Origin of the sequence: Tistrella bauzanensis, assembly GCF_014636235.1 — a bacterium.
Lineage (GTDB): Bacteria > Pseudomonadota > Alphaproteobacteria > Tistrellales > Tistrellaceae > Tistrella > Tistrella bauzanensis.
On the sequence record NZ_BMDZ01000015.1, the window covers coordinates 1 to 22,501 of the forward strand.

At 70.6% G+C, this 22,501-nt stretch carries 4 protein-coding genes; all 4 read right to left on the reverse strand.

Features of this window, described 5'->3' with window-relative positions:
• Positions 1-33: 33 nt before the first annotated feature.
• The 4 genes from IEW15_RS08390 to IEW15_RS08405 are packed head-to-tail and all read right to left on the reverse strand — an operon-like array spanning position 34 to position 22,419.
• Positions 34-1,044 carry a SidA/IucD/PvdA family monooxygenase gene (locus IEW15_RS08390; RefSeq protein WP_188576774.1) on the reverse strand — a complete coding sequence of 337 codons (1,011 nt, stop codon included), beginning with the start codon at positions 1,042-1,044 and terminating at the stop codon, positions 34-36.
• Between the two features lie 5 nt (positions 1,045-1,049).
• On the reverse strand, positions 1,050-2,129 hold the full coding sequence (locus tag IEW15_RS08395; protein WP_188576776.1) for a GNAT family N-acetyltransferase: 1,080 nt from the start codon (positions 2,127-2,129) through the stop codon (positions 1,050-1,052).
• A complete protein-coding gene (locus tag IEW15_RS08400; protein ID WP_188576778.1) occupies positions 2,126-14,050 on the reverse strand; it encodes a non-ribosomal peptide synthetase in 11,925 nt (3,974 codons plus the stop codon). Before IEW15_RS08400 ends, IEW15_RS08395 begins: the two co-directional genes overlap by 4 nt.
• On the reverse strand, positions 14,047-22,419 hold the full coding sequence (locus IEW15_RS08405) for a non-ribosomal peptide synthetase (protein WP_229707943.1): 8,373 nt from the start codon (positions 22,417-22,419) through the stop codon (positions 14,047-14,049). Before IEW15_RS08405 ends, IEW15_RS08400 begins: the two co-directional genes overlap by 4 nt.
• Between the last annotated feature and the right edge of the window lie 82 nt (positions 22,420-22,501).

Consider the following 22,501-nt stretch of genomic DNA (forward strand, 5'->3'; position numbering starts at 1 on the left):
ACCGCGCGAGACCCCCGCCAAGCTCCCAAGCCGTCAGCAGACGGCGTCAAACCATGGGTAGCGGGCATTCGGCAACAGCCTCTCGACCACCGAATAATTGGTGCTGCGGAAATCCTGAAGCAGCGCCTGACGCTCGGCATCGGGCTGGCGGAAGATCACATCGGTGAAGGACGGGTTGAAGATCTCGTTCACGAACGGGCTGTCATCGGCGGGTTTCAGCGCGGAGCCGCGCAGGATCAGGTCAACCCTAAGGTCAGGGAAGCGGTCGCGTATATCGAAAAAGATCTCGGCGGCGCTCTGCCCGCCACCGATCACCGCCACGCGGCCCTGCCCGGCGCCGCCCCCTACACCAACCCCGGCCCCTGCACCGGCACCGGCACCGCGCCCCGCCCGTTCAGCGGCGGCCAGCCGGTCCAGATGGCGCAGATAGGTCGAGGAATGGAACACCCGCCCATCCCCCGCAAGCGGCCGGAAGGGGTCGGGGATGCGCGGCCGGCCACCGATCGCCAGCACCAGATCGCGGGTCAGGCGCCGCCGTTCCCGCCCGGCGGCATCCACCGACCGCACGGCCAGGGCCTGAACCGAGGCCGACCCGCTGCCGCCACCCCGGCCGCCCGCACCGTTCACCGGATCGACCGCGACCACCTCCTCGCCATAGCTGCACCGGTCGGCGAAGCGCGCCGCCGCCCAGCGCAGATAGTCGTTGAACTCGATCCGGCTGGGGAAAAAGCTCTTCTGGTTGATGAAATCGACCAGCCGGCCCTTGGCGTGCAGATAGGCGATGAAGGTGAACGGGCTGGTCGGATCATGCAGGGTGATCAGATCCTTCAGGAACGACACCTGCATGCGGCTGTCGGGCAGCAGCATGCCGCTGTGCCAGCGGAATTCGGGCTGCTTCTCGATGAAATGCACCCGCCGCCGCCCATCCGCTCGTGCAGACGCCCCCTGCGGGCCGGCCATGCCGTCCAGCGCGATCGCCAATGCCAGGTTCGATGGCCCGAAGCCCACCCCGATGACATCATATGCCCCATCCTCGATCGTCATCCTGGTCATCCTTCGTGGTCGGCATCATCGGCGGGGGCGGTCACGAAATCCGGCAGCCACAACCGGTCGCCGAAGAACCGCTCGCGCAGCAGCATCACCAGCGTGGCGCGCTTATGGGGAAAGTCGAACTGCTTGATCCGGGCAAAGCCGGCGCGATCGAGATTGCGCAATTGTTGAGCGTGATCGGCGCGCGGCTCGCCCACGATCCGGCGGGTGCGCGGGTCATCGAGAAACAGGTAATGCATCAGCGATGGCAGCCAGGCCGAGACATAGTCGCGGCCCCGGAACCCGTCCTCGCCCACCAGCACATGCCAGCCCCGGTCATAGTCATCGACGTCATAGAACGGGCCGATGCGGTTCTCGCGCGCCCAATAGATCTCGAAATACCCGAAGGGCGCGCCATCGAAACAGCCGATCAGCGGGATCATGTGCGGATCGGCCAGAATGCCGCCCAGATACTGGCGATGCTTGTCCAGATCGCCCGCCTCCTCCCAGATCGCCGCCACGCGCGGGTCATTCATCCAGCGGTGCAGCCGGTCCAGATCCTGATCGATGGTGGCCACGCGGAAGCTCAACGGGGCATCCAGCCACGGTATGTGGCGGCGATAGACCACGCCCTCCGGCGCGGGCGGGCGGCGCGGATGGCGGACGGCGCCGGTGAACACCGGATCATAGGGATAGGGCGTGGCCGCGTCGCCATCCTGCCCCAGCCACGGCGCCGGCCGCTGCCACAGCATGGCCGCCGTCACCAGCAGCGCGCCGCCATCGCCGGCGATGGCGATGCCCTGTCGCAGCAGCCGGGGCGCCGCCGCCCTGGCCGTGGCACCGTCGAGCGCCAGCGTGGTCATGCGCGGATGCCGGGTCATGATCGCCACACACAGGGCCTCAGCCCAGGCCACCAGCATCTCGGAATCGCCACCATCGATGGTGACCACCATCCAGCCGGGCGTGTCGGGCACGGCCTGCAATCCGGCGCGGATCAACGGCGCGGCATCGGAACCGACACGCGCCGTGGCGGCATCCACCGTCACCAGTGACCGCCCATGGTCAGGCGCCGCGGCTTCGGCGTGCAGAACGCTGTTCATGGTGCTGTCTCCTCGATGATGTCGGCTGCCGGCCGGTTGCCCCCGGCCTGGTCGATCACGGGGCCGATCGCCGCCAGGAAATCCGGATGGTGCAGGATGGTGTCGTGACCGGCATCGATGTCGATGACGGTCAGCCCACCGCCCGCGAGCGGCCGCCATGATGCCGCCGGAATATGGCTGCCATCGGCGCCGCCGGCCCTGGTCGCCACAGCCCGGAACAGGGTGATGGCGGCCTCCACCCGCGGCACCGGCCAGCCTTCCAGCAGGCGTTTGTGCAGCAGCACCAGATCCAGCGCCGCCGCCGCCAGCCGGTCGCGATCGCCGGCCGCCGTCCCATCCCCTGCCCGGCCCACCGCCCCTGCCAGCCTCCCATCCCCTACCCGGCCGGCCGCGAACTCGGCAGCCAGTTCGGGCGTCGCATGGCTGTCGATGTCGCGGTTCAACTGGGCTGCGATGGTGGCGTGATCGGCGGTGATCCGGGGCACCTCGGCCGCCGTGTCGATCAGGATCAGCCGCTCGACGATGTCGCCATCGGCTTCCAGCGCCCGGGCCATCGCCATGGCGATCCACCCGCCCAGCGACCAGCCGGCCAGCCGGTATGGCCCGGCCGGTTGTATCCGGCGCAGCCGGGCCACGTAATCCGCCGCCAGCGCCGCCACATCCGGCACCGTCCAGTCGGGATCGATCAGCCGCGGCGCCTGAATGCCCAGCACCGGCACCTGGCCGTTCAGCGCCGCCGCCAGCGGCCGGTATTCCTGCACCAGCCCATAGCCCGGATGAATGCAGAACAGCGCCGTGCCGTGGCCGGTGGTGTTGAGCGGCCGGATATTGGCCGGCAACTGGTCGGGGGCGCCCGCACCCGTCAGCCCCGCCGCCAGCCCGGCAATGGTCGGGGTCTGGAACAGGGCGTCCAGGCTGAAGCCGTCGATGCCGTCGGCACGCGCGGCCGCCGCCACCTGCAAGGCCAGCAGCGAGTCGCCGCCGATGTCGAAGAAGCTGTCGGTGATGCCAAAACCATCGCGCCCCAGCGCCCGTTGCCAGATCGCCAGCAGCCGGGTTTCAAGGGCGGTCGCCGGCGGCACCACCTGGTCATGGGCGGCATCGGGCACCGGCAGGGCGCGATGATCCACCTTGCCACTGGGCATCAGCGGCAGAGCGTCGAGCATGATCACCGCCTGCGGCACCATATGGGCCGGCAACTGCCGACCAAGGCCTGCGCGCAACGCCGCTGGATCCCCCTGCCCCGCCACCCAGGCAATCAGCCGGTCATCGACCACGCCGGCCACGGCATCGTCGATGCCGGGTGCTGCCCGCAACAGGGCCTCGATCTCGCCGGGCTCGATCCGGAAGCCGCGCAGCTTCACCTGCCCGTCGATCCGGCCCAGGAACACGACCACGCCATCGGCCCGCTGGCGGCACAGATCGCCGCTGCGATAGAGCCGCGCGCCCGGCACCCCGTGCTCATCGGGCACGAAGCGTTCCGCCGTCTGCGACGGCCGGCCCAGATAGCCGCGAGCCAGGGCCGGGCCGCCGATGCACAGCTCACCGATGCCGCCATCGGGCACGGTGTTGCCATCCACCCCCACCACCCGCGCGGTCCGGCCCGGATAGGTCCGGCCGATCGGCACCGGCGGATGGTCAACATCGCCGCGATCGGTCTGATGATACAATGCCGAAATCGTCGCCTCGGTCGGGCCATAGCGGTTGTCGAGCCGGACATGGCCCAGCGGCCCGTCCTTCCAGCGCGCCAGCGCATCCACCGACAACGCCTCGCCGCCCACCGTCACCCGGCGCAGATGGCTGAAGCGCAGATCCGGATCGCGCGCCCATTGCTGCCAGTAGCCGGTCGGGATATCGGCGATGGTCAGGCGCTCGGCCTGAAGCACGGCGGTCAGTTCGGCCGCATCCCACATGGCGGGGCCGCGCAGCACGATCCGCCCGCCCACGGTCAGCAGCGGCAGCATCTGTTCCATCGCCGCGTCGAAGTTGATGGTCGAGAATTGCAGCCCGGCATCCTCTGGCCGATAGCCGAAGGCCGGAATGAAGTCATCCAGATGATGGCTGAGCGCCGCGTGGGAAATACCGACGCCCTTGGGCAGGCCGGTCGAGCCCGAGGTATAGATCACATAGGCCAACTGGTCGGGCCGGACCGGCGGATGGCGTCGCTCCAGGCCCGTCGCCGACGCCGCGTCTTTCAGCGCCTCGACATCGATCAGCGACCGATCATCTGCAACCGCACGCATCGCCGGCAGGCTGGCAGGCCCAACCACCAGCACATCCAGCCCGCTATCCTCGATCATGTGACGCAGCCGCGCCGCCGGATAATCGGGATCGAGCGGCACATAGGCGCCGCCCGCCTTCAGCACCCCCAGCAGCGCCGCAACCAGCCCCACCGAGCGTTCGACGCACAACCCCACCCGGTCTTCCGGTCGGATGCCGGCCAGGATCAGCCGGTCGGCGATGGCGTCGGACCACGTCTCCAGCGCACCATAGCTGATCCTCAGGCCATTGCAGGCGACCGCCTCACGGGTCGGATCAACTGCGGCCTGCGCGCTGATCCGCGCGGTCACCGCCCGGAACGGATGCTCCACCGCCAGCCGGGCCGGCCGGTCCAAACCAACCGCGATCGACCCCAGCGGCACATCGCCGGCCGCAGCCAGCCGGCCGAGCAGGTCGATGAAGGCCGTGTTCAGCCGGGCCACCGCCGCGGCATCGATCCGCGCCCCATCCCAGCCCCAGCGCAGTTCCAGCCCCTGGCCCGGCACCACCGCCAGCACCAGCGGGTAATGGGTCCGCTCCACCATCTCGGTCCCGGTGGTGGCGGCGCCAAGCCGGCTCTGGCCGGCAGCGGCATCGATCGGATAATTCTCGAACACCAGCAGGCTGTCGAACAGGCCGTCGCCGCTGCGGCCGGTCCAGCGCTGGACATCGGCCAGGCTGGAATGCTCCACCTGCCGCAAGCGGGTGTTCAGTGCCTGCACATCGCGCAGCCACGCGCCCAGCCGCGCCGATGGCGGCAGGTCGATCCAGACCGGCAGGCTGTTGATGAACAGGCCCAGCATCCGCTCGACCCCGGCCAGATCGGCCGGCCGGCCCGACACCGTCACGCCGATGCCCGCCTGCGCCCGGCCCGCCAGCCGCCCCAGCAGCAGCGCCCAACCCGCCTGCATGATCGTGGCCAGCGTCACCTGTTCACGGCGCGCAAGCTTGCGCAGGGCATGGGCCAGATCATCATCCACCGCCACTGTCAGGCGATGGCTGCCGGGTTCCGGCCGCATCGGCCGGCCCAGCGCCTCGGTGATGCCGGCCGGGTCGGCGATCCGCGCCGCTTCCGCCCGCCACCATGCCTCCGGTGCCGGCTGGCGCTGCATCCAGGCGACGTAATCGCGATAGGGAGGTGCCGGCGAAATCTCCACCGCGCCACCATCGACGCGTGCATCGTATTCCCGCGCGACCTCGCGCAGCAATCGCGCCGTGCTCCAGCCATCGGTCAGGGCGTGGTGGGTGGTCCAGAGCAGGTCATGACCGCCATCCGGGCGCCGGAACAGGGTGATGCGCATCAGCGGCGCCACCATCAGATCGAACCCCCGGCGCAGATCCGCGGCCCGCCACGCGGCCAGCCGTGCCTCATAGCCCTCGGGGCCGACCGACAGATCATGGACGTCCACCGGCAGCGTCACCCGCCGCATCACCACCTGCAAGGCACTGCCGCCATGGCGCCAGTCGAAGCGGGTGCGCAGGATCGGGTGGCGCCCGATCGCCGCCGCCCAGGCGCCGGCCAGCGCCTCCACATCCAGCGCCCCGCCATCCTGTCCACCGGCCGCAAGCGTCAGGCGCAACTGGTTGACATAGGCACCGGCCGACCGCTGGCTGTGAAGGATCAGGCCCTGTTGCAGCGGGGTCGCGGGATAGATGTCTTCAACCGTGCCGGGCGCGATCTCCAGCCGGGCCAGCCCGGCATCGTCCAGGCCGGCCAAGGGGTAATCGACCGGGACCGGAACCGGATCGGTGGTCAGGCAATGGCCGACCAGATCGGTCAGGCCGTGCTCGAACCGCGCGATCAGCGACGCCATCGCCGCACCGTCGATCACCGCCGGATCATGCCGCCAGCCGATCCGCAGCCGGCCATCGGTGATCGCGGCATTGATCTCAAGCGCATGGTCCATGCGGCCGCGCCGGCCGATATTGCGCCCGGCGGTCTCGGTGCCCAGCCAGAACCGGCCGCCTTCCTCCAGGCTGCCATCGAAGCGGCCCAGATAGTTGAAGCTGACATCGGCGGCGGGCAGTGCCGCCGCCGCATCGCGGATCGCCTGATCCCCGGCAATGGTAAGCAGGCCGCGCCCGGTGCCCCGGCCGGGCACCCGGCGCAGCACCTGGCGCAGATCGGCCAGCAGCCGGGCATCGTCGCCCCGGGTCGGCAGCGCCACGTCATGGCGGGTGGTGAACCAGCCGATGGTGCGGCTGACGTCCAGCCCGTGATCGCCGTCGCGGCCATGGCCTTCCAGCGACACCAGCAGCCGGGCGGCACCGATCTCGTCGCCGATGGCACGGGCAAGCGCCGCCAGCAGCACCTCTTCCACCGTCACCCGATAGGCGCGCGGCACCTCGGTGATCAGCCGGCGGGTCATCGCCTCGGCGATGCCGCGCTCAACCTCCAGGCGGCCACCCGACCGCGCCGGCCCCCAGGCCGGGGTGGCGCCCTCCAGATGCCCCTGCCACCAGCCGAGTTCGGCCAGCAGATGGGCATGCTGTTCGGGGCTTGCGGCCTGCCGGTGCATCCGGTCGACCCAGCGGCTCCACGGTGTCGCCGGTGCCGGCACCACCACCGCGCGGCCGGTGCAGGCCGCTTCATAGGCCTGTTGCAGATCGTCCAGCAACACCCGCCACGACACGCCGTCGACCGCCAGATGATGAAGAACGATCAGCAGCCGGTCGCTGCCATCGGCCAGATGGAAGCAGCCGGCCCTGAGCACGGGGCCGGTGCGGATATCCAGGCCGGCCTGCACGGCCTCGCCCGCCGCATCCAGCGCCGCCGGGTCCGCCACGTCGCGCACCACCAGCAGATCGGCGGTTTCGCGCGCCACCACCCGCTGCCACCAATGGCCGACATGATCGGCCCGGAACCGCAACCGCAGGGCATCATGGGCGGCGACCAGACCCGCGATCGCCCGTTCCAGCGCCACGATGTCCAGCCGGCCGTTCACCCGCAGCAGCACCGACTGGTTCCAGTGCGACGGGCCGTCCGGATGGCGGGCGAAGAACCACGACTGGATCGGCGTCAGGGCCAGATCGGTGCCGGTGATCTCGGTCAGCGCCGCCGCATCGTCGGCGGCACGGGCCAGGGCCGCCAGCCGGTCGATGCGCGGATGTTCGAACACCTGGCGCGCCGTCAGGCGGATGCCGGCGCGGGCGGCACGGGCCACGACCTGCATGCTGAGGATCGAATCGCCGCCCAGGTCGAAGAAGCTGTCGGTGACCCCGAAACCGCTCTGACCCAGCACCCTCTGCCAGATGTCGAGCAGCGTCGCCTCGATCGCATCCGACGGCATGGCGATGGCGCTGCCGCCCCGCTGCGGCACCGGCAGCGCGCGCCGGTCGACCTTGCCATTGGCTGTCAGCGGCATTGCGTCCAGCACCAGCAGATCGGCCGGCACCATATATTGCGGCAGCCGCGCCGCCAGATGGCGCAGCAGGTCATCGGGCTGCGCGTGGCAACCCGGGCGCGGCACCGCATAGGCGGCGAGCTGGCGGCTGCCGGCCAGACCGGTGCGCACCACCACCACGGCCTGCTCGACCGCATCATGGCCGGTGAGAGCGCTTTCAATCTCTCCCAGTTCAATGCGATAGCCGCGGATCTTCACCTGATCATCCAACCGCCCCAGATAGTCGAGCGTGCCATCGGCGCGCCAGCGCGCCAGATCGCCGGTGCGATACAGCCGCTCGCCGGTGGCGAAGGGATGCGGCACGAAGCGATCGGCGGTCAGCCCGGGCTGGCTGGCATAGCCGCGGGCAAGCCCGGCGCCGCCGATATACAAGCCCCCGGCCGCGCCGTCAGGCATCAGCCGCAGATCGTCATCCAGAATCAGGATGCTGGTATTGGCGATCGGCCGGCCGATCGGCAGCGCGCCATCGCCCATACCGCCGCCATCCGTGTTGCCGCCGTCCACTTCGTGCACCACCTCGTGGATCGCGCAGCCGACCACGGTTTCCGTCGGGCCATATTCATTGAACAGCCGCGTGCCCGGCGATGCCGCCAGCCAGGGCGCCACGGTGCTGGCCATCAGCGTCTCACCGCCGATCACCAGCGCGCGGGCATGGCCGGCATAGCTGCCTGCCGGCCGCAGATGTTTCAGCGCCTCGATATGCGCCGGGGTCAGCTTGACCAGGCTGTAGTCATGGGCCTCGGCCGCAAGCGCCTCCGACAGCGCCGCGATCTCATCGGCTTCGGGCAGCAGGGTGATGGCGCGGCCGGTGATCAGCGGCACCATCAGGCTGGTGACCGTGGCATCGAAGCCCAGCGGGGTGTTGATCGGCGCGCCCTGGCCCGACGCGCGGCCGTCTTCATCCAGGGTCAGATAGCGATCGATGGCGACCCGCAGATAATTCACCACCCCGCGATGCGGGATCATCACCCCCTTGGGCCGGCCGGTCGAGCCCGAGGTGAAGATGACATAGGCCAGCGAGCCCGGATGGGCGCGCGGCGCGGGCGCCGTGTCGGGCCAGGTGGTGTTGGGCCAGGTGGTGTGGGGCCCGGACGCATCGGCCGCCGCCGGTTCATCGTCGATCAGCAGTGTGTCGATGCCGGTGAAGCGGCCGGCATGGGCCGCCGCCGTGATCACCAGCCGCGCGCGGGCGGTGTCGATCATATAACGCAGCCGGTCGTCGGGCGCGTTCGGGTCCAGCGGAACATAGGCGCCCCCCGTCTTCATCACCGCCAGCAGGGCAATGATCACCTCAGGCCGGCGCGGCAGGCACAGCGCCACAGTCACATCCGCGCCGATGCCAAGCGCGATCAGCCGATGGGCCAGCCGGTTGGCGGCGGCATCGAGGCCGGCATAGGACAGCACGGCGCCATCCTCCGCCACCACCGCCGGCGCATCGGGATGGCGCGCCACCCAGGGCGCGATCAGATCCTGAACGCAGCCATCCAGATCATAGGGCACCGCGGTGTCGTTCCAGACCGACAGCAGCCGGTCGCGCTCATCTTCCGCCAACGGGTCGATCAGCCCGATCGGGGCGCCGCCGTCCTCGGCGGACAGCGCCGTCAGCAGTCGCAGCAGATGGCCGTGAAGCCGGGCGATCACCGCGCGGTCGAAGCGGCTGCCATCCCATTCCCAGCGCAGGTCCAGCCGGTCGCCCGGCACCACCATCAGGGTCAGCGGATAATGGGTGCGGGTCACGGCATCGGCGCCGGTGATGCCCAGCCGGGTCTCGATATCGCGGATCGCGGTTTCGATCGGGAAGTTCTGGAACACCAGCAGCGTATCGAACAGCGCATCCCCGCTCCGCCCCGACCAGCGCTGCACATCGGCCAGACTGGTCTGCTCAACCTGCCGCAGCCCGGCATTCAAGGCCTGGATGTCCTGAAGCCAGCCCGCGGGCCGGGCCGTCGCCGGCACGTCCACCCAGACCGGCAGGCTGTTGATGAACAGCCCCGGCATGTGCTCCACCCCGGCCAGATCGGCCGGACGGCCCGAGACGGTCACGCCGAACGCCGCCTGATCGCGGCCGCCATGGCGGGCCAGCAACAGCGCCCAGGCACCCTGCACCAGCGTGTTCAATGTCACCTGCATCCGCCGCGCCGCCATGGTCAGACGGGCGCTCGTCGCCTCGTCCAGCAGCACCCGGTATTGATGCGCGCCGGGCTCCGGCGCCGATGGCCGCGCCAGCGCCGCCGTCAGCAGGGCCGGCTCGTCGATCCGCGCGATCTCCTGCCGCCACCAGGGTTCCGGATCGGGCTGGCGGGCCAGCCAGTCGACATAGGCCCGATAGGGTGGCGGCGCCGGCAGATCGCCATCGATGCCGCCACCGTCGATGCGGGCCACGTAATCGCGCGCCACCTCGCCCAGCACGATCATCGTGCTCCAGCCATCGGTCAGGATGTGGTGATTGCTCCACACCAGGTCATGGCCGCCATCGGGGCGCGTGAACAATGCCAGACGCATCAGCGGTGCCGTGGCCAGATCGAAGCCACGGGCGGCATCCTCGGCCATCCGCGACCGGATGCGGGCCTCGGCGACATCGGGCGTCAGCCCCTGCCAGTCGTGGATCTCGATCGGCAGATCGGCTGTGGCCGCGACCACCTGCAACACTGTGCCGCCATGGCGCCATTCGAACCGGGTGCGCAGCACCGGATGGCGCGCGATCGCCACCCCCCATGCCGCACGCAGCGCCGCCATATCGAACCGCCCGGCCAGGGTCAGACGCAGTTGATTGATATAGACCGCCTCGCCTCCGGCCATCTGGCTGTGAAACAGCAGCCCGCGTTGCAGCGGCGTCGCCGGATAGATATCGGCGACACTGTCCAGCGACTGGCCCAATCCTTCCAGGATCGCGCGGTATTCGGGCAGGTACGGATCGGCCGCCACCGCGGCCCCGCCGGCATCCGGCCGATTGTCGGGTGCCGCCACAGCACGCCCCGCCGCCGCATCGGCACAGGCCGCCAGCCGGGCGATGTCCGGCTGGTCGAAGATCTGTTTCGGGGTCAGCTTCAGCCCGGCCTTGCGGGCCCGCGCCACCAGTTGCAGGCTGAGGATCGAATCGCCGCCGATCTCGAAGAAATTGTCGGTGACACCGATCTCCTGGCGCTTCAGCACCTGTTCCCAGATGCCGAGCAGCGCCGCTTCAGTGGCACTGCGCGGCGCCACGGCGCCGTCCGCCACCGCTCCGCCGGTGGCTGCCCGGTCGCCGGGCAGGGCCTTACGGTCGATCTTGCCATTCGCGGTCAGCGGCAGCGCGTCCAGCACCTGCACCGATTGCGGCACCATGGCATCGGGCAGCCGCGCGGCCAGTGCCTGTTTCAGCGCCGCACCGTCCAGCCCGTCACCGGCCGCGAAGCCCCGCAGCCGCAGCCGCCCCTCGCCATCGGCACGCGCGATCACCACCGCCTGCCGCACGCCGGGCAAGGCGCGCAGCACCGCCGCCACCTCGTCGGGCTCCACCCGGAAGCCGCGGATTTTCACCTGATCGTCCAGCCGGCCCAGAAAGCCGATCGCGCCATCCGCCAGAAGAAGCCCGCGATCGCCGCTGCGATACAGCCGGCTGCCGGGCAGCCCCGCTGCATCGGGCACGAAGCGTTCGGCCGTCTGGCCGGCGCGGCCGACATAGCCGTCGCTCACCCCCGCGCCACCGATGCAGATCTCGGCGGGCTGGCCGGGGCCGGCTGGGTTGCCATGGCGGTCCAGCAACCGGACCACCGCATGATCCAGCACCCGGCCAAGCGGCAGAGAGCCGTCGCCATCCGGCCCATCGCCAGCCTGCCCGGCAACGGCACCCGCGATCACCCCGACCGTGGTCTCGCTGGGGCCGTAATGGTTGACCAGCCGGCAGGCCGGCGTCAGCTCTGCCACCGCCCGGGCAAGACCGGCCGGCAGCGCCTCGCCACCCAGCAGCAGATAGCGGCGCGGCAGCACCCGCGCCGGCGCCGCCGCCTGCATCAGCCCGGCCAGATGGCTGGGCACGATCTTCAGCAGATCGATCTGATGGTCCTGCATCCAGGCACCGAAGCGGTCGGGATCGAAGATCGCCTCATCCGCCGGCACATGCAGCGCCGCCCCCCACCACAGGGCACCGAACAGCGCGCTGTGGCCCAGATCGGCGGCAGGGGTCGACACCCAGCCCGCCGCCAGCCCGGCGCCATCGGCGATGTTCAACCGCAGGCTCAATGCCGCCAGATAGGCCGCCAGCGCGCCATGGCTGACCGAAATCCCCTTCGGCGTGCCGGTCGACCCGGAGGTATAGATAATGTAAGCCTCGGCGGCGGCCGGCATATCCACAAGGGTCTCGGCATGCGCATCGCCGCCGCCCCAGGACTCGGGCCTGTCCGAGATCAGCGCCACTTCCGGCGGGCACCAGTCGGCGGCGGCATCGCCGGCGATCAGCCAGCCGGCACCGCAATCGGCCAGTTGCAGCCCAAGCCGTGCCGCCGGCGCCGCCGGGTCTAGCGGCACATAGGCGCCGCCCGCCCGCCAGACACCCAGGATCGCCGCGACCATCGCCCGGCCGCGCGGCAGGGCCAGGGCCACGCGCGCGCCGGGCCCCGCACCCATGGCCTTAAGCTCTGCCGCCAGCCGGCCGGCAGCGGACCACAGCGCGCTGCGGCTCAGGCTGCCGTCATCATCCGCCACCGCCAGGGCATCCGGGTTCTCCGCCGCCAGCCGGGCGATCCGCGCCGGCAGCAGCGATGCGGGCGCGGGCATGGGTTCGGCGTTGCCATCCCGGTTGCCGGCCGACGTCCAGGGGCTGAAATCGCCCAGCCGGCGCCCAGCCTGTTCCGGCAGGGTGCGCAGCACCGCCACCAGGGCATCCATCAGCCGGGCGACATCGCCGTGGCTGTAATGGCCCAGGTCATAGGCGAGCGTCAGGCTGAGCGCGGCGCCGGTCTCGGCGATCAGGCTCAACGGATAGTGGTTGCGGCCGTCGGTCAGCGTCACCGCGTCGTCGACCATGGCATCGGCCGTCTCACCGATCCGCGGCGCGGTGATCCGGATATCGCCGGTCGCCGCCGTCGACAATGCCGCGTCGACCGGGAAATTCTCCACCACCAGGATACTGTCGAACAGCCCCGCATCACCTTCGGTCTGAACCAGCCCGCGCAGCCGCGCCAGCGGCAGATGATCATGCGCCCGCAGATCCAGCATATGGCGCTGAACCGCCGCCAGCCAGCCGGCCACGGTCTCTGACGGGTCGATCCGCAGCCGCAGCGGCACGGTGTTGATGAACAGCCCGGCAATGCTGTCGGCATCGGCCAGATCGGCCGGGCGTCCGGCCGTGGTCAGGCCGAAACAGACATCGTCCCGGCCGGCATGGGCGGCCAGAAGCCAGCCCCAGGCCGCCTGAAGCACGGTGGTCATCGTGCCGCCCGCCCGGCGCGCCAGTTCGGCCAGGGCGCCGGTGGTGACAGGGTCCAGATGCTGGCGCCGCTCGGCATGGCGATGCGGCACCGCCCCGCCCTCAGCCGCCATTGCCGGCGCAGGCCGGCCGCGCGGCAGGGGCGTCGGGCCGTCGATGCCGGCCAGATCCGCCCGCCACCAATCCTCGCCCGCCGTCTTGTCCTGTTGCTCCAGCCACTTGATATGACTGCGGAATGATGGCGCCAGCCCTGCCGGCGCCGCGTCGGCGGCATAGCCGGCCAGCACCTCGCTCAGGATCCGCGCCACGCTCCAGCCATCGAGCTGAAGGTGATGAAACCGCCAGGTGAACCACCAGCGGTCAGCGCCGATGCGGATCAGATCCAGCGCCGGGTCGGCGGCGCGGGCGAAGTTGAACCCCGCCGCCCGTGCCGTCGCCCAATCCGCCGCCAGCCGCGCCGCCTGTGCCGCCGTGTCCAGCGCCCGCCAGTCGTGATGGTCGATCCGGGCCATGGTGCGGCGATAGACGATGTGAACCGGGCGCGGAATCTCGCGCCAGCGGATATCCGCCCGCAGGATCGCATGGCGGGCGATCACCGCCGCCCAGGCCCGTTCGAACCGCGCCACATCCAGCGCGCCGTCGATCTGGAAGACATGGCGGATATGATAGGGGTCGGCCCCACCCTTCAGGGCATGGCCCAGCATGCCCTGTTGCAGATCGGACAGATAGAAGATCTCGGCGACGTTCGCTTTGTCCCGAAAGCCCGCCGGGGCCCCGCTCGCGGTCGCGGAGGCGACCGGCTCGGGGGCATCGTCCTGACCGCCGCTGCGGTGATAGCTGTCCATGGTCATCCGTCGATCTCCGCGAGCAGGTCGTCGAGCGCGTCCTGGTCGATGTCGATATCGAAATCCTGAGGCGTCGCCTTGGGATCATGGGTCAGGCAATGGTCGATCAGCGCGGTCAGATGCCGCCCGAAGGCCGCCGCCAGCGCCGCGACATCCGCCCGGTCGAGCACACCGGTGTCATGACGCCAGCTGACCGACAGCCGGCCGCCGGCCACCATCGCGTTCAGCTCCAGCCCATGGGCCATGCCGCTGGTCGATACCACCGCCCGGCCCGCCGCTTCGCGCGTGAAGCTGAACCGGCTGGCGGCAGCGCCGGACATGTCACCTGATCCGGCCTCATCGAACCGCCCCAGATAGTTGAAGCCCACCGCCGCCTCAGGCAGTGCGCGCGCCGCGGCGGCGATTTCCGGATCATCCGACAACCGCAGCAGCCCCGGATGCAGCCCCTTCTGCGGCACTGCCCGCAGGCTTGCCTTCACGCCCGACAGCAGCGCCTCGGGCGGTCCGGCCACGGCCGGCGCGATGGTGAAGCGGGTGGTGAACCAGCCCACCGTGCGGCTCAGATCCACGCCATCGATCACGTCTTCCCGGCCGTGGCCTTCCAGGCCGATCAGCAGCCGGGTGCCGGCTGCCAGCCCGTGGGCATCGCCCAGGGTGCGGACAAGGCTGGCCAGCAGCACCTCGTCGACGCCGATGCGATAGCGGCGCGGCACGTCGTTGATCAGCCGGGCGGTGGTGGTTTCGTCGAGCAGCCAGTCATGCTGCAGGCTTTCACCACTGCGGGTATCGGGCAGAACCGCCACGGCGCCGCTCAACTGGTTCTGCCACCAGCCCAGTTCCTGTGTCAGCGCCGGTGCCTCGCCATAGCGGCGCTGCGCCAGAACCCAGCGGCTCCAGGGCGTGCCAACCGGCGCCAGCGCCGGCTCCCGGCCGCTCGCGGCCGCCGCATAGGCCTGTTCCAGATCGCCCAGCAGCACCCGCCACGACACCCCGTCGACCGCCAGATGATGAATGGCGATCAGCAGCCGGTCGCCGCCGGCACGACGGAACAACCCGGCGCGCAAGACGGGGCCATGGCCGATATCCAGGCTGGCCTGAACCGCATCCCCCGCCGCATCCAGCGTTGCCGGATCATCGTCGATCTCCCGGACGATCAGCAGATCACAGGCCTCGGCATCGGCCGCCGGCACCACGCGCTGCGACCAGCGCCGGTCGTCGCCGATTGTGAAGCGCAGCCGCAGCGCATCATGCCGGCACACCACCGCCGCCAGGGCAATGGCGAGCGCCGCATCGTCCAATACGCCGGTCACCGCCAGCAGCACCGCCTGATTCCAATGCGACGGCCCTTCGGGATAGCGCTCGAAGAACCCGGCCTGGATCGGTGTCAGCGGCAAGTCCCGGCCGGTGACCTCGGTTGCGGTATCGACACCGCCCGCCAGACCGGCGACCGCCGCCTGCTCCTGGATGCGCGGATGTTCGAACACCTGCCGCGGGGTCAGCACCAGCCCTGCCTTGCGGGCCCGTGACACCAGTTGCAGGCTGAGGATCGAATCACCGCCCAGATCGAAGAAGTCATCGCTGACCCCGAAATCCGCGCGGCCCAGCACCGCCTGCCACACCGCCAGAAGCCGCGCCTCCATCACATCGCGGGGCGGCAGGGCTGCCGCCACCGGCGCCGGATCGGGGTCGGGCAGCGCCCGCCAGTCCAGCTTGCCGGCAGGTGTCAGCGGCAGCGCCGGCAGGGCCATGATCGCCTGCGGCACCATATGGGCCGGCAGTTGGGTCGCCAGCGCCGCCTTCACGGCCGCCGGATCGGCCGAGCCAGTGACATAGCCCACCAGCCGCGGCGTCTCGGCCCCGGTCAGCACCACCACGGCATCGGCGACCCCGGCATGACGGCGCATTGCCGCCTCGACCTCGCCCGGTTCGATCCGGAAGCCGCGCAGCTTGATCTGCCCATCCATCCGGCCCAGGAAATCGATCGTGCCATCCGCCCGCCGCCGCGCCAGATCGCCGCTGCGATACAGCCGCGCGCCCGGCGTGCCGGCCTCGTCCGGCACGAAGCGTTCCGCCGTCAGCCCGGCGCGGCCCAGATAGCCCCGCGCCAGCGCCGGCCCGCCCAGGCACAATTCGCCCTGCCCGCCATCGGGCACGTCATTGCCATGGGCATCGAGGATCCGCGCCACCCGGCCCGGCCAGATCGCGCCGATGGCGACCGCCACCGCCATGGCATCGCCCGGCCGCACCCGATGGCCACTCACCGTCACCACGGCCTCGGTCGGGCCATAGGTGTTGTCGAAGGGCACGCTGGCCAGCGGCCCCGCGAACCAGGCGTCGAGGGCCGCACCCGGCAGGGCCTCGCCACCCGTCGCCACCTGGCGCAATGCCGGCAGCGGCCCGGTCACCGCCGTCTGCCATGCCCGCCAATAGCCGGTCGGCAGATAAGCCAGCGTCACGCCGTCGTCGCGCAGCCGCCGGGTGACCTGTTCGGGCGACCACAGATCGGCGCCGCGCATCACCACCCGCGCGCCCACCGTCAGCGCCGGCAGGATCTGTTCTACCGCCGCGTCGAAGCCCAGCGTCGACAGTTGCAGAACCCGGTCGTCGAGCGTCAGGCCGAAGCGGTCGATATAGTCGTCGACATGCACCGCCAATGCCCCATGCGCGACGCCGACGCCTTTCGGGCGCCCGGTCGAGCCCGAGGTATAGATCACATAGGCAAGCTGCGCCGGCAGCGGTGCCGGCAGAACCGGCAGGCTCGTGTCCCCGCCATCGCCGGCGGCGGCGGCGGCGATGGCGACCAGCAGCCGGCCGGCGGCCAGTGCCGCCAGCCGCGCACCGCCCGCCTCATCCACCACCAGCAGCCGGACACCGGCATCATCCAGCATGTCCTGAAGCCGGGTGTCGGGCAGATCCGGGTCCAGGGCCAGCACGGCACCACCCCCGGCCAGAATGCCGACGAAGCCCGCCACCAGCGCCGGACCGCGGCCGACACACAAGCCCACGACATCGTCGGCCGCGAGGCCCTCCGCCAGCAGGCGCCGGGCAACCGCGCCGCTCACCGCCTGAAGCGCGCCATAGCGCAGCATGTGGCCTTCGCAGGCAACCGCAACTGCATCGGGCCGGGCGGCCGCCGCCATGGCGATCCGGCCCACGACGTCGCGGAACGGTGCCACCACCGGCACCTGCGCCGGCTTCAGGTCGTGCGCCAGCGCGATCGCGCCGATCGCCGGGTCGTCGCCGGCGCCCATCCGGTCCAGGAGCTGGCCAAACCCGCGCGCCAGCCAGGCCACCCGCGCCGCGTCGAGCCGGGCAGGGTCGTAGCCGAAGCCCAGGGCGATGGTCTCGCCCGGCGCCACCGACAGGGTCAGGGGATAATGGGTGCGCTCGATGGTCTCGCTGGCCCGCAGCCGGCCGCCAAAGGCCATGGCCGCCAGCCCGGCATCGACCGGATAATTCTCGAACACCACCAGACTGTCGAACAGGGCGTCTCCGCTGCGCCCGGTCCAGCGCTGCACATCGGCCAGCGATGACTGCTCATATTGCCGCAGATAGGCATTCAGCCCCTGAAGATCGCGCAGCCAGTCGCCAAGTGATATCGATGCCGGCAGATCCACGAACAGCGGCAGGCTGTTGATGAACAGGCCCTGCATCGCCTCCGCCCCGGCAAGCCCTGCCGGCCGCCCGGCCACGGTCACGCCGAATGCCACCTGATCACGGCCACCCAACCGTGCCAGCAGCAGCGCCCAGGCGCCTTGAACCACGGTGTTCAACGTCACCCCGGCCCGGCGCGCCAGGGCCACCAGCCGGCCGCTGACATCCGCGTCCAGCACGACGCGCAGATCATCGTCGCCGTCATCGGGAAGCCCCGCCGACGGATCGGCCGGCGCCAGGGCCGCGGTCAGCGTCGCCGGATCGGCGATCCGCGCCGCCTGTGCCCGCCACCAGCCCTCGGGCGAAGGCTGTGCCGCCAGCCACGCGACATAGTCGCGATAGGGCGGCGGCACCGGCAGATCGGCGGTGCCGCCTGTCAGCCGGGCGGCATAATCCGTGGCGATCTCGCGCAGCAGCCGCGCCGTGCTCCAGCCATCGGTGATGACATGGTGCATGGTCCAGACCAGATCCTGGCCGCCATCGGGCCGCTGGAACAGGTTCAGCCGCATCAGCGGCGCCCGGGTCAGGTCGAAGCCGCGCGCCACATCCTCGGCGCACCACGCCGCCAGCCGGGTATCGTGTTCCACCACATCCGCGGCCATCCAGTCGTCGCGGCCGATCACCAGCGCCGCCCGGCGCTGCACCACCTGCAACGCGTCGCCGCCATGGCGCCATTCGAACCGGGTGCGCAGCACCGGATGGCGATCGATCGCCGCCTGCCATGCCGCCTCCAGGGCGTCCGGGTCCAATGCGCCATCGATGGTCAGCCGCAACTGGTTGACATAGAGCCCGTCGCGGGCGCCGATCCGGGCATGGAACAGCAGCCCCTGTTGCAGCGGTGTCGCCGGATAGACATCGTCGATCGCCTGGAAGTTCTCACCCAGATCGGCCAGAACCGCCCGCAGGTCACTGAAATCCTGCGCGATAGCGTGGCCAACCACCGGGTCGAGCGGCTGCACGACCATGGCCAGACCGTCGATCTGCGGATGCGCGAACACCTGACGCGGCGTCACCGCAAGGCCTGCTTCACGCGCCCGCGCCACCAGTTGCAGGCTGAGGATCGAGTCGCCACCCAGATCGAAGAAGCTGTCGGTGACGCCGAAATCCCGCCGCCCCAGAACCGCCTGCCAGATGTCGAGCAGGGTCTGTTCCGTCGGGGTCCGCGGTGCCACCACCGCCGCCGGCATGACATCCGGTTCCGGCAGCGCCTTGCGGTCGATTTTGCCGTTCGGCAGCAGCGGCAGGGCGTCCATGACCATGATCGCCTGCGGCCGCATATGCTCGGGCAGCCGTGCCGCCAGCGCCGCCGTCAGGGTCTCGACGCCGGCATCACCCGCGACATGGGCCACCAGCCGGCGGCTGTCCGCCGGGCCGGTCAACCCGGCCACGGCATCGCGCACGCCATCCACCGCGCGCAGCACCGCCTCGATCTCGCCGGTCTCGATCCGGAAACCGCGCAGCTTGATCTGGGCATCGATCCGGCCCAGGAAGCCGATCACGCCATCCCGGCCCAGCCGCACCAGATCGCCGGTGCGATACAGCCGGCCGCCGACGGGGCCGCTGTCGTCGGGCACGAAGCGTTCGGCGGTCAGCCCGGGCCGGCCATGATAGCCGCGCGCCAGGGCATCGCCGCCGATGCACAATTCGCCCACAGCCCCCGCCGGCACGGGGTTGCCGCTGGCATCCACCACCAGCAGATGCCGGCCGGGCCAGGGCCGGCCGATCGGCACCGCCGCCAGGGCGTCATCCGCCTGTGCCGGCGCATGGCCGGTCGCGGTGATCGTGGCCTCGGTCGGGCCATAGGTGTTCAGGAACGGCAGATGCCCCAGCGGGCCGGCGCGCCATGCCGCCAGCGCATCGCCGGCCAGCGCCTCGCCACCCACGGTGACCAGCCGCAGATCGGGCAGGCCGGCAGCGAGATCCGCCGGCAGCGTCCGCAGCCATTGCCGCCAATAGCCGGTCGGCAGATAGGCCAGGGTCACCCGGTCATTGGCGAGCCGGGTGTTGAGCGTGGCGAATTCCCACATCGCGGGGCCGCGCAGCACCACGGTACCGCCACGGCACAGCACCGGCAGAAGCTGTTCGAAGGCCGCATCGAAGTTGACCGTCGAGAGTTGAAGCACCCGGTCGGCGTCGGTCAGGCCCATCCGGTCGGCATAGGCATCGACATGCAGCGCCAGCGCGCCATGCGGCACAGCAACCCCCTTTGGCCGGCCGGTCGATCCGGAGGTGTGGATGACATAGGCAAGCCCGACCGGGTGCATCACCCGGTCGATCGCGGGTACAGCCTCCGATACCAGATCCACCGCCGCCTCAGGGTTGATCACCAGCCGGTCGCCCAGCACCGCCGCCAGACGCCGGCGGCTGGCATCATCGGCGACGATCCGCCGGATATTCGCATCATCCAGCATATCGGCCAGCCGTGCGGCCGGATAATCCGGGTCCATCGGCACCACCGTGGCACCGGCTTTCATAATGCCCAGCAGCCCCGCCACCATCGCCGGGCCACGGGTGACCGCCAGACCCACCCGGTCCTCGCGGCGGTCTTCGGGTCGCGCTTCGCCTGGGGTGCCCCTGTCCAGCAGCGCCTGCGCGATCCGGTTGGCCCAGGCATCCAGCGTCGCATAGCCGATCGCCCGGCCCTCGCACACCAGTGCGGTTGCCGCCGGCCGCCGCAATGCCTGTGCGGAAATCTGGCTGGTGACCGGACGGAATGCCGCCGATGCCGGCAGAGCGCCACCAAGGATGGCACCGGCCGCCGATCGCAGCCCGATTCCGCCCAACGCCTGCCCGGTCATCAGCCCCCGCCCGGTCATCAGCCCCTGCCCGGTCATCATCGCCGGCATCCGGTCGAGCAGGTCGACGAAATCGCGGGCGATATCCCCGGCGGTCTGCCGGTCGATGCGGCTGCCATCGATGCCCCAGCGCAGTTCCAGCCGGTCCCCCGGAATGGCCGCGAGTGTCAGCGGATAATGGGTCCGTTCGGCCATCGCCACCCGCCGGGTGACGGCCCCCAGGCCCGATGACCGCAGGCCCGCTTCCACCGGATAATTCTCGAACACCAGCAGGCTGTCGAACAATGCGTCGCCGCTCAGTCCCGACCAGCGCTGCACGGCACCCAGCGGCGTTGCCTCCACCGCCCGCAGTGCACCGTTCATGGCCTGAAGATCGCGCAGCCAGTCATCCAGCCGCCGCGCCGGGTCCAGATCCACCCACAGCGGCAGGCTGTTGATGAACAGGCCCAGCATCCGGTCGGCGCCCGGCAGATCGGCGGGACGGCCCGACACCGTCACGCCGAACACCACCTGATCGCGCGCGCCGAAGCGCGCCAGCAGCAGCGCCCAGGCGCCCTGCACCAGCGTGTTGACGGTGACATTGGCGGCAGCCGCCACCACGCGCAGCCGTTCGGTCTGCGCCGCATCGAGCGGGGTTTCCAATGTAAATGACCCTTGGCGGTCCGCGGGCCCGGTTATCCAGCTCCCCAGCCGGGCCGGTTCGTCCACCCGCGCGATCTGCGCCCGCCACCAGGGCTCGGGATCGGGCTGGCGCTGCGTCCAGGCGACGTAATCGCGATAGGGCGGCACCGGCGGCAGAACCGGCGCCTCGTCACGGCTGGTGGCATCGTAATCGGCGACGATCTCGGCCATGAACCGCGCCAGACTCCAGCCATCGCTCAAGGCGTGATGGCTGGTCCAGATCAGGTCATGGCCGCCATCGGGCCGGCTGAACAGGGCCAGCCGCATCAAGGGTGCCGTGGTGACGTCGATCCCGGCCGCGCGATCCTCCGCACACCAGGCCACCAGCCGATGGTCATGGGCCGACTGATCGGCCGCCTGCCAGTGATGATGCCTGACCGGCAGGCCTGCCCGCCGCCGCACCACCTGCATGGCGGAACCGCCATGGCGCCAGTCGAAGCCCGTGCGCAGGATCGGGTGGCGATCCACCGCCCGCTCCCAGGCCGCCACCAGCCGCGCGCAGTCGGCATCCGGTTCAAGGGTCAGATGCAACTGGTTGAGATACAGGCCGGTGCCGTCACCGGCGCTGTGGAACAGCAGCCCCTGTTGCAGGGCGGTTGCCGGATAGATGTCTTCCACCGCATCCAGCGCCACATCCAGCCGCGCAAGCGCCGGGGCATCGAGCCCGGCCAGTGGGAAATCGGCCGGCACCGCCAGCGGCCGGCCATGCAGCCCATGGTCGATCAGCGCCCGCAGCGCCGTCGCGAAACGATCGGACAGCCCGGCCAGGGCCGCGTCATCCGCCACCGCGCCATCCGACCGCCACGACACCGACAGCCGGCCGCCGCTGATCTTCGCATCGACGGCAAGCTTGTGGTCGCTGAACCGCAATCCCTCGGCAATGCTCCGGCCCGGCGCCTCGCCCGCCAGCGTGAAGCAGTCACCGGCCGCCACCCCAAGATCGATCCGGCCCAGATAGTTGAAGCCGATATCGGCCACAGGCATCGCCGCCTGGGCATCGGCCGGCAGCATGCCGAAGCGAATGCCGTGATCCGGCACGGCACGCAGGCGCTGGCGGGTATCGGCCAGCACCGCAGCCCACTCGCCGCCCACAGCGATCGCCACCGGATAGCGGCTGGTGAACCAGCCCACGGTGCGGCTGACATCCAGTCCGGTCAGGCCCGGCGCCGATATCTCCAGATCGCGGCCATGACCTTCCAGGTCGATCAGCACCCGTTCGGCTCCGGTGACGCCACCGACCGCCATCGCCAGTGCGGCCACCAGCAGATCGTCGACACCGATCCGCAGTCGACGGGGCAGATCCTCGGTCAGCAGCCGGGTTTCAGCC

Excerpts from the sequence above, each read along its gene's own strand:
- IEW15_RS08400 (WP_188576778.1), bottom strand. The coding sequence starts at position 14,050 with ATGACCATGGACAGCTATCACCGCAGCGGCGGTCAGGACGATGCCCCC.
- IEW15_RS08395 (WP_188576776.1), bottom strand. The coding sequence starts at position 2,129 with ATGAACAGCGTTCTGCACGCCGAAGCCGCGGCGCCTGACCATGGGCGG.
- IEW15_RS08390 (WP_188576774.1), bottom strand. The coding sequence starts at position 1,044 with ATGACGATCGAGGATGGGGCATATGATGTCATCGGGGTGGGCTTCGGG.
- IEW15_RS08405 (WP_229707943.1), bottom strand. The coding sequence starts at position 22,419 with ATGGCGGTCGGTGGCGTCACCGGAGCCGAACGGGTGCTGATCGACCTG.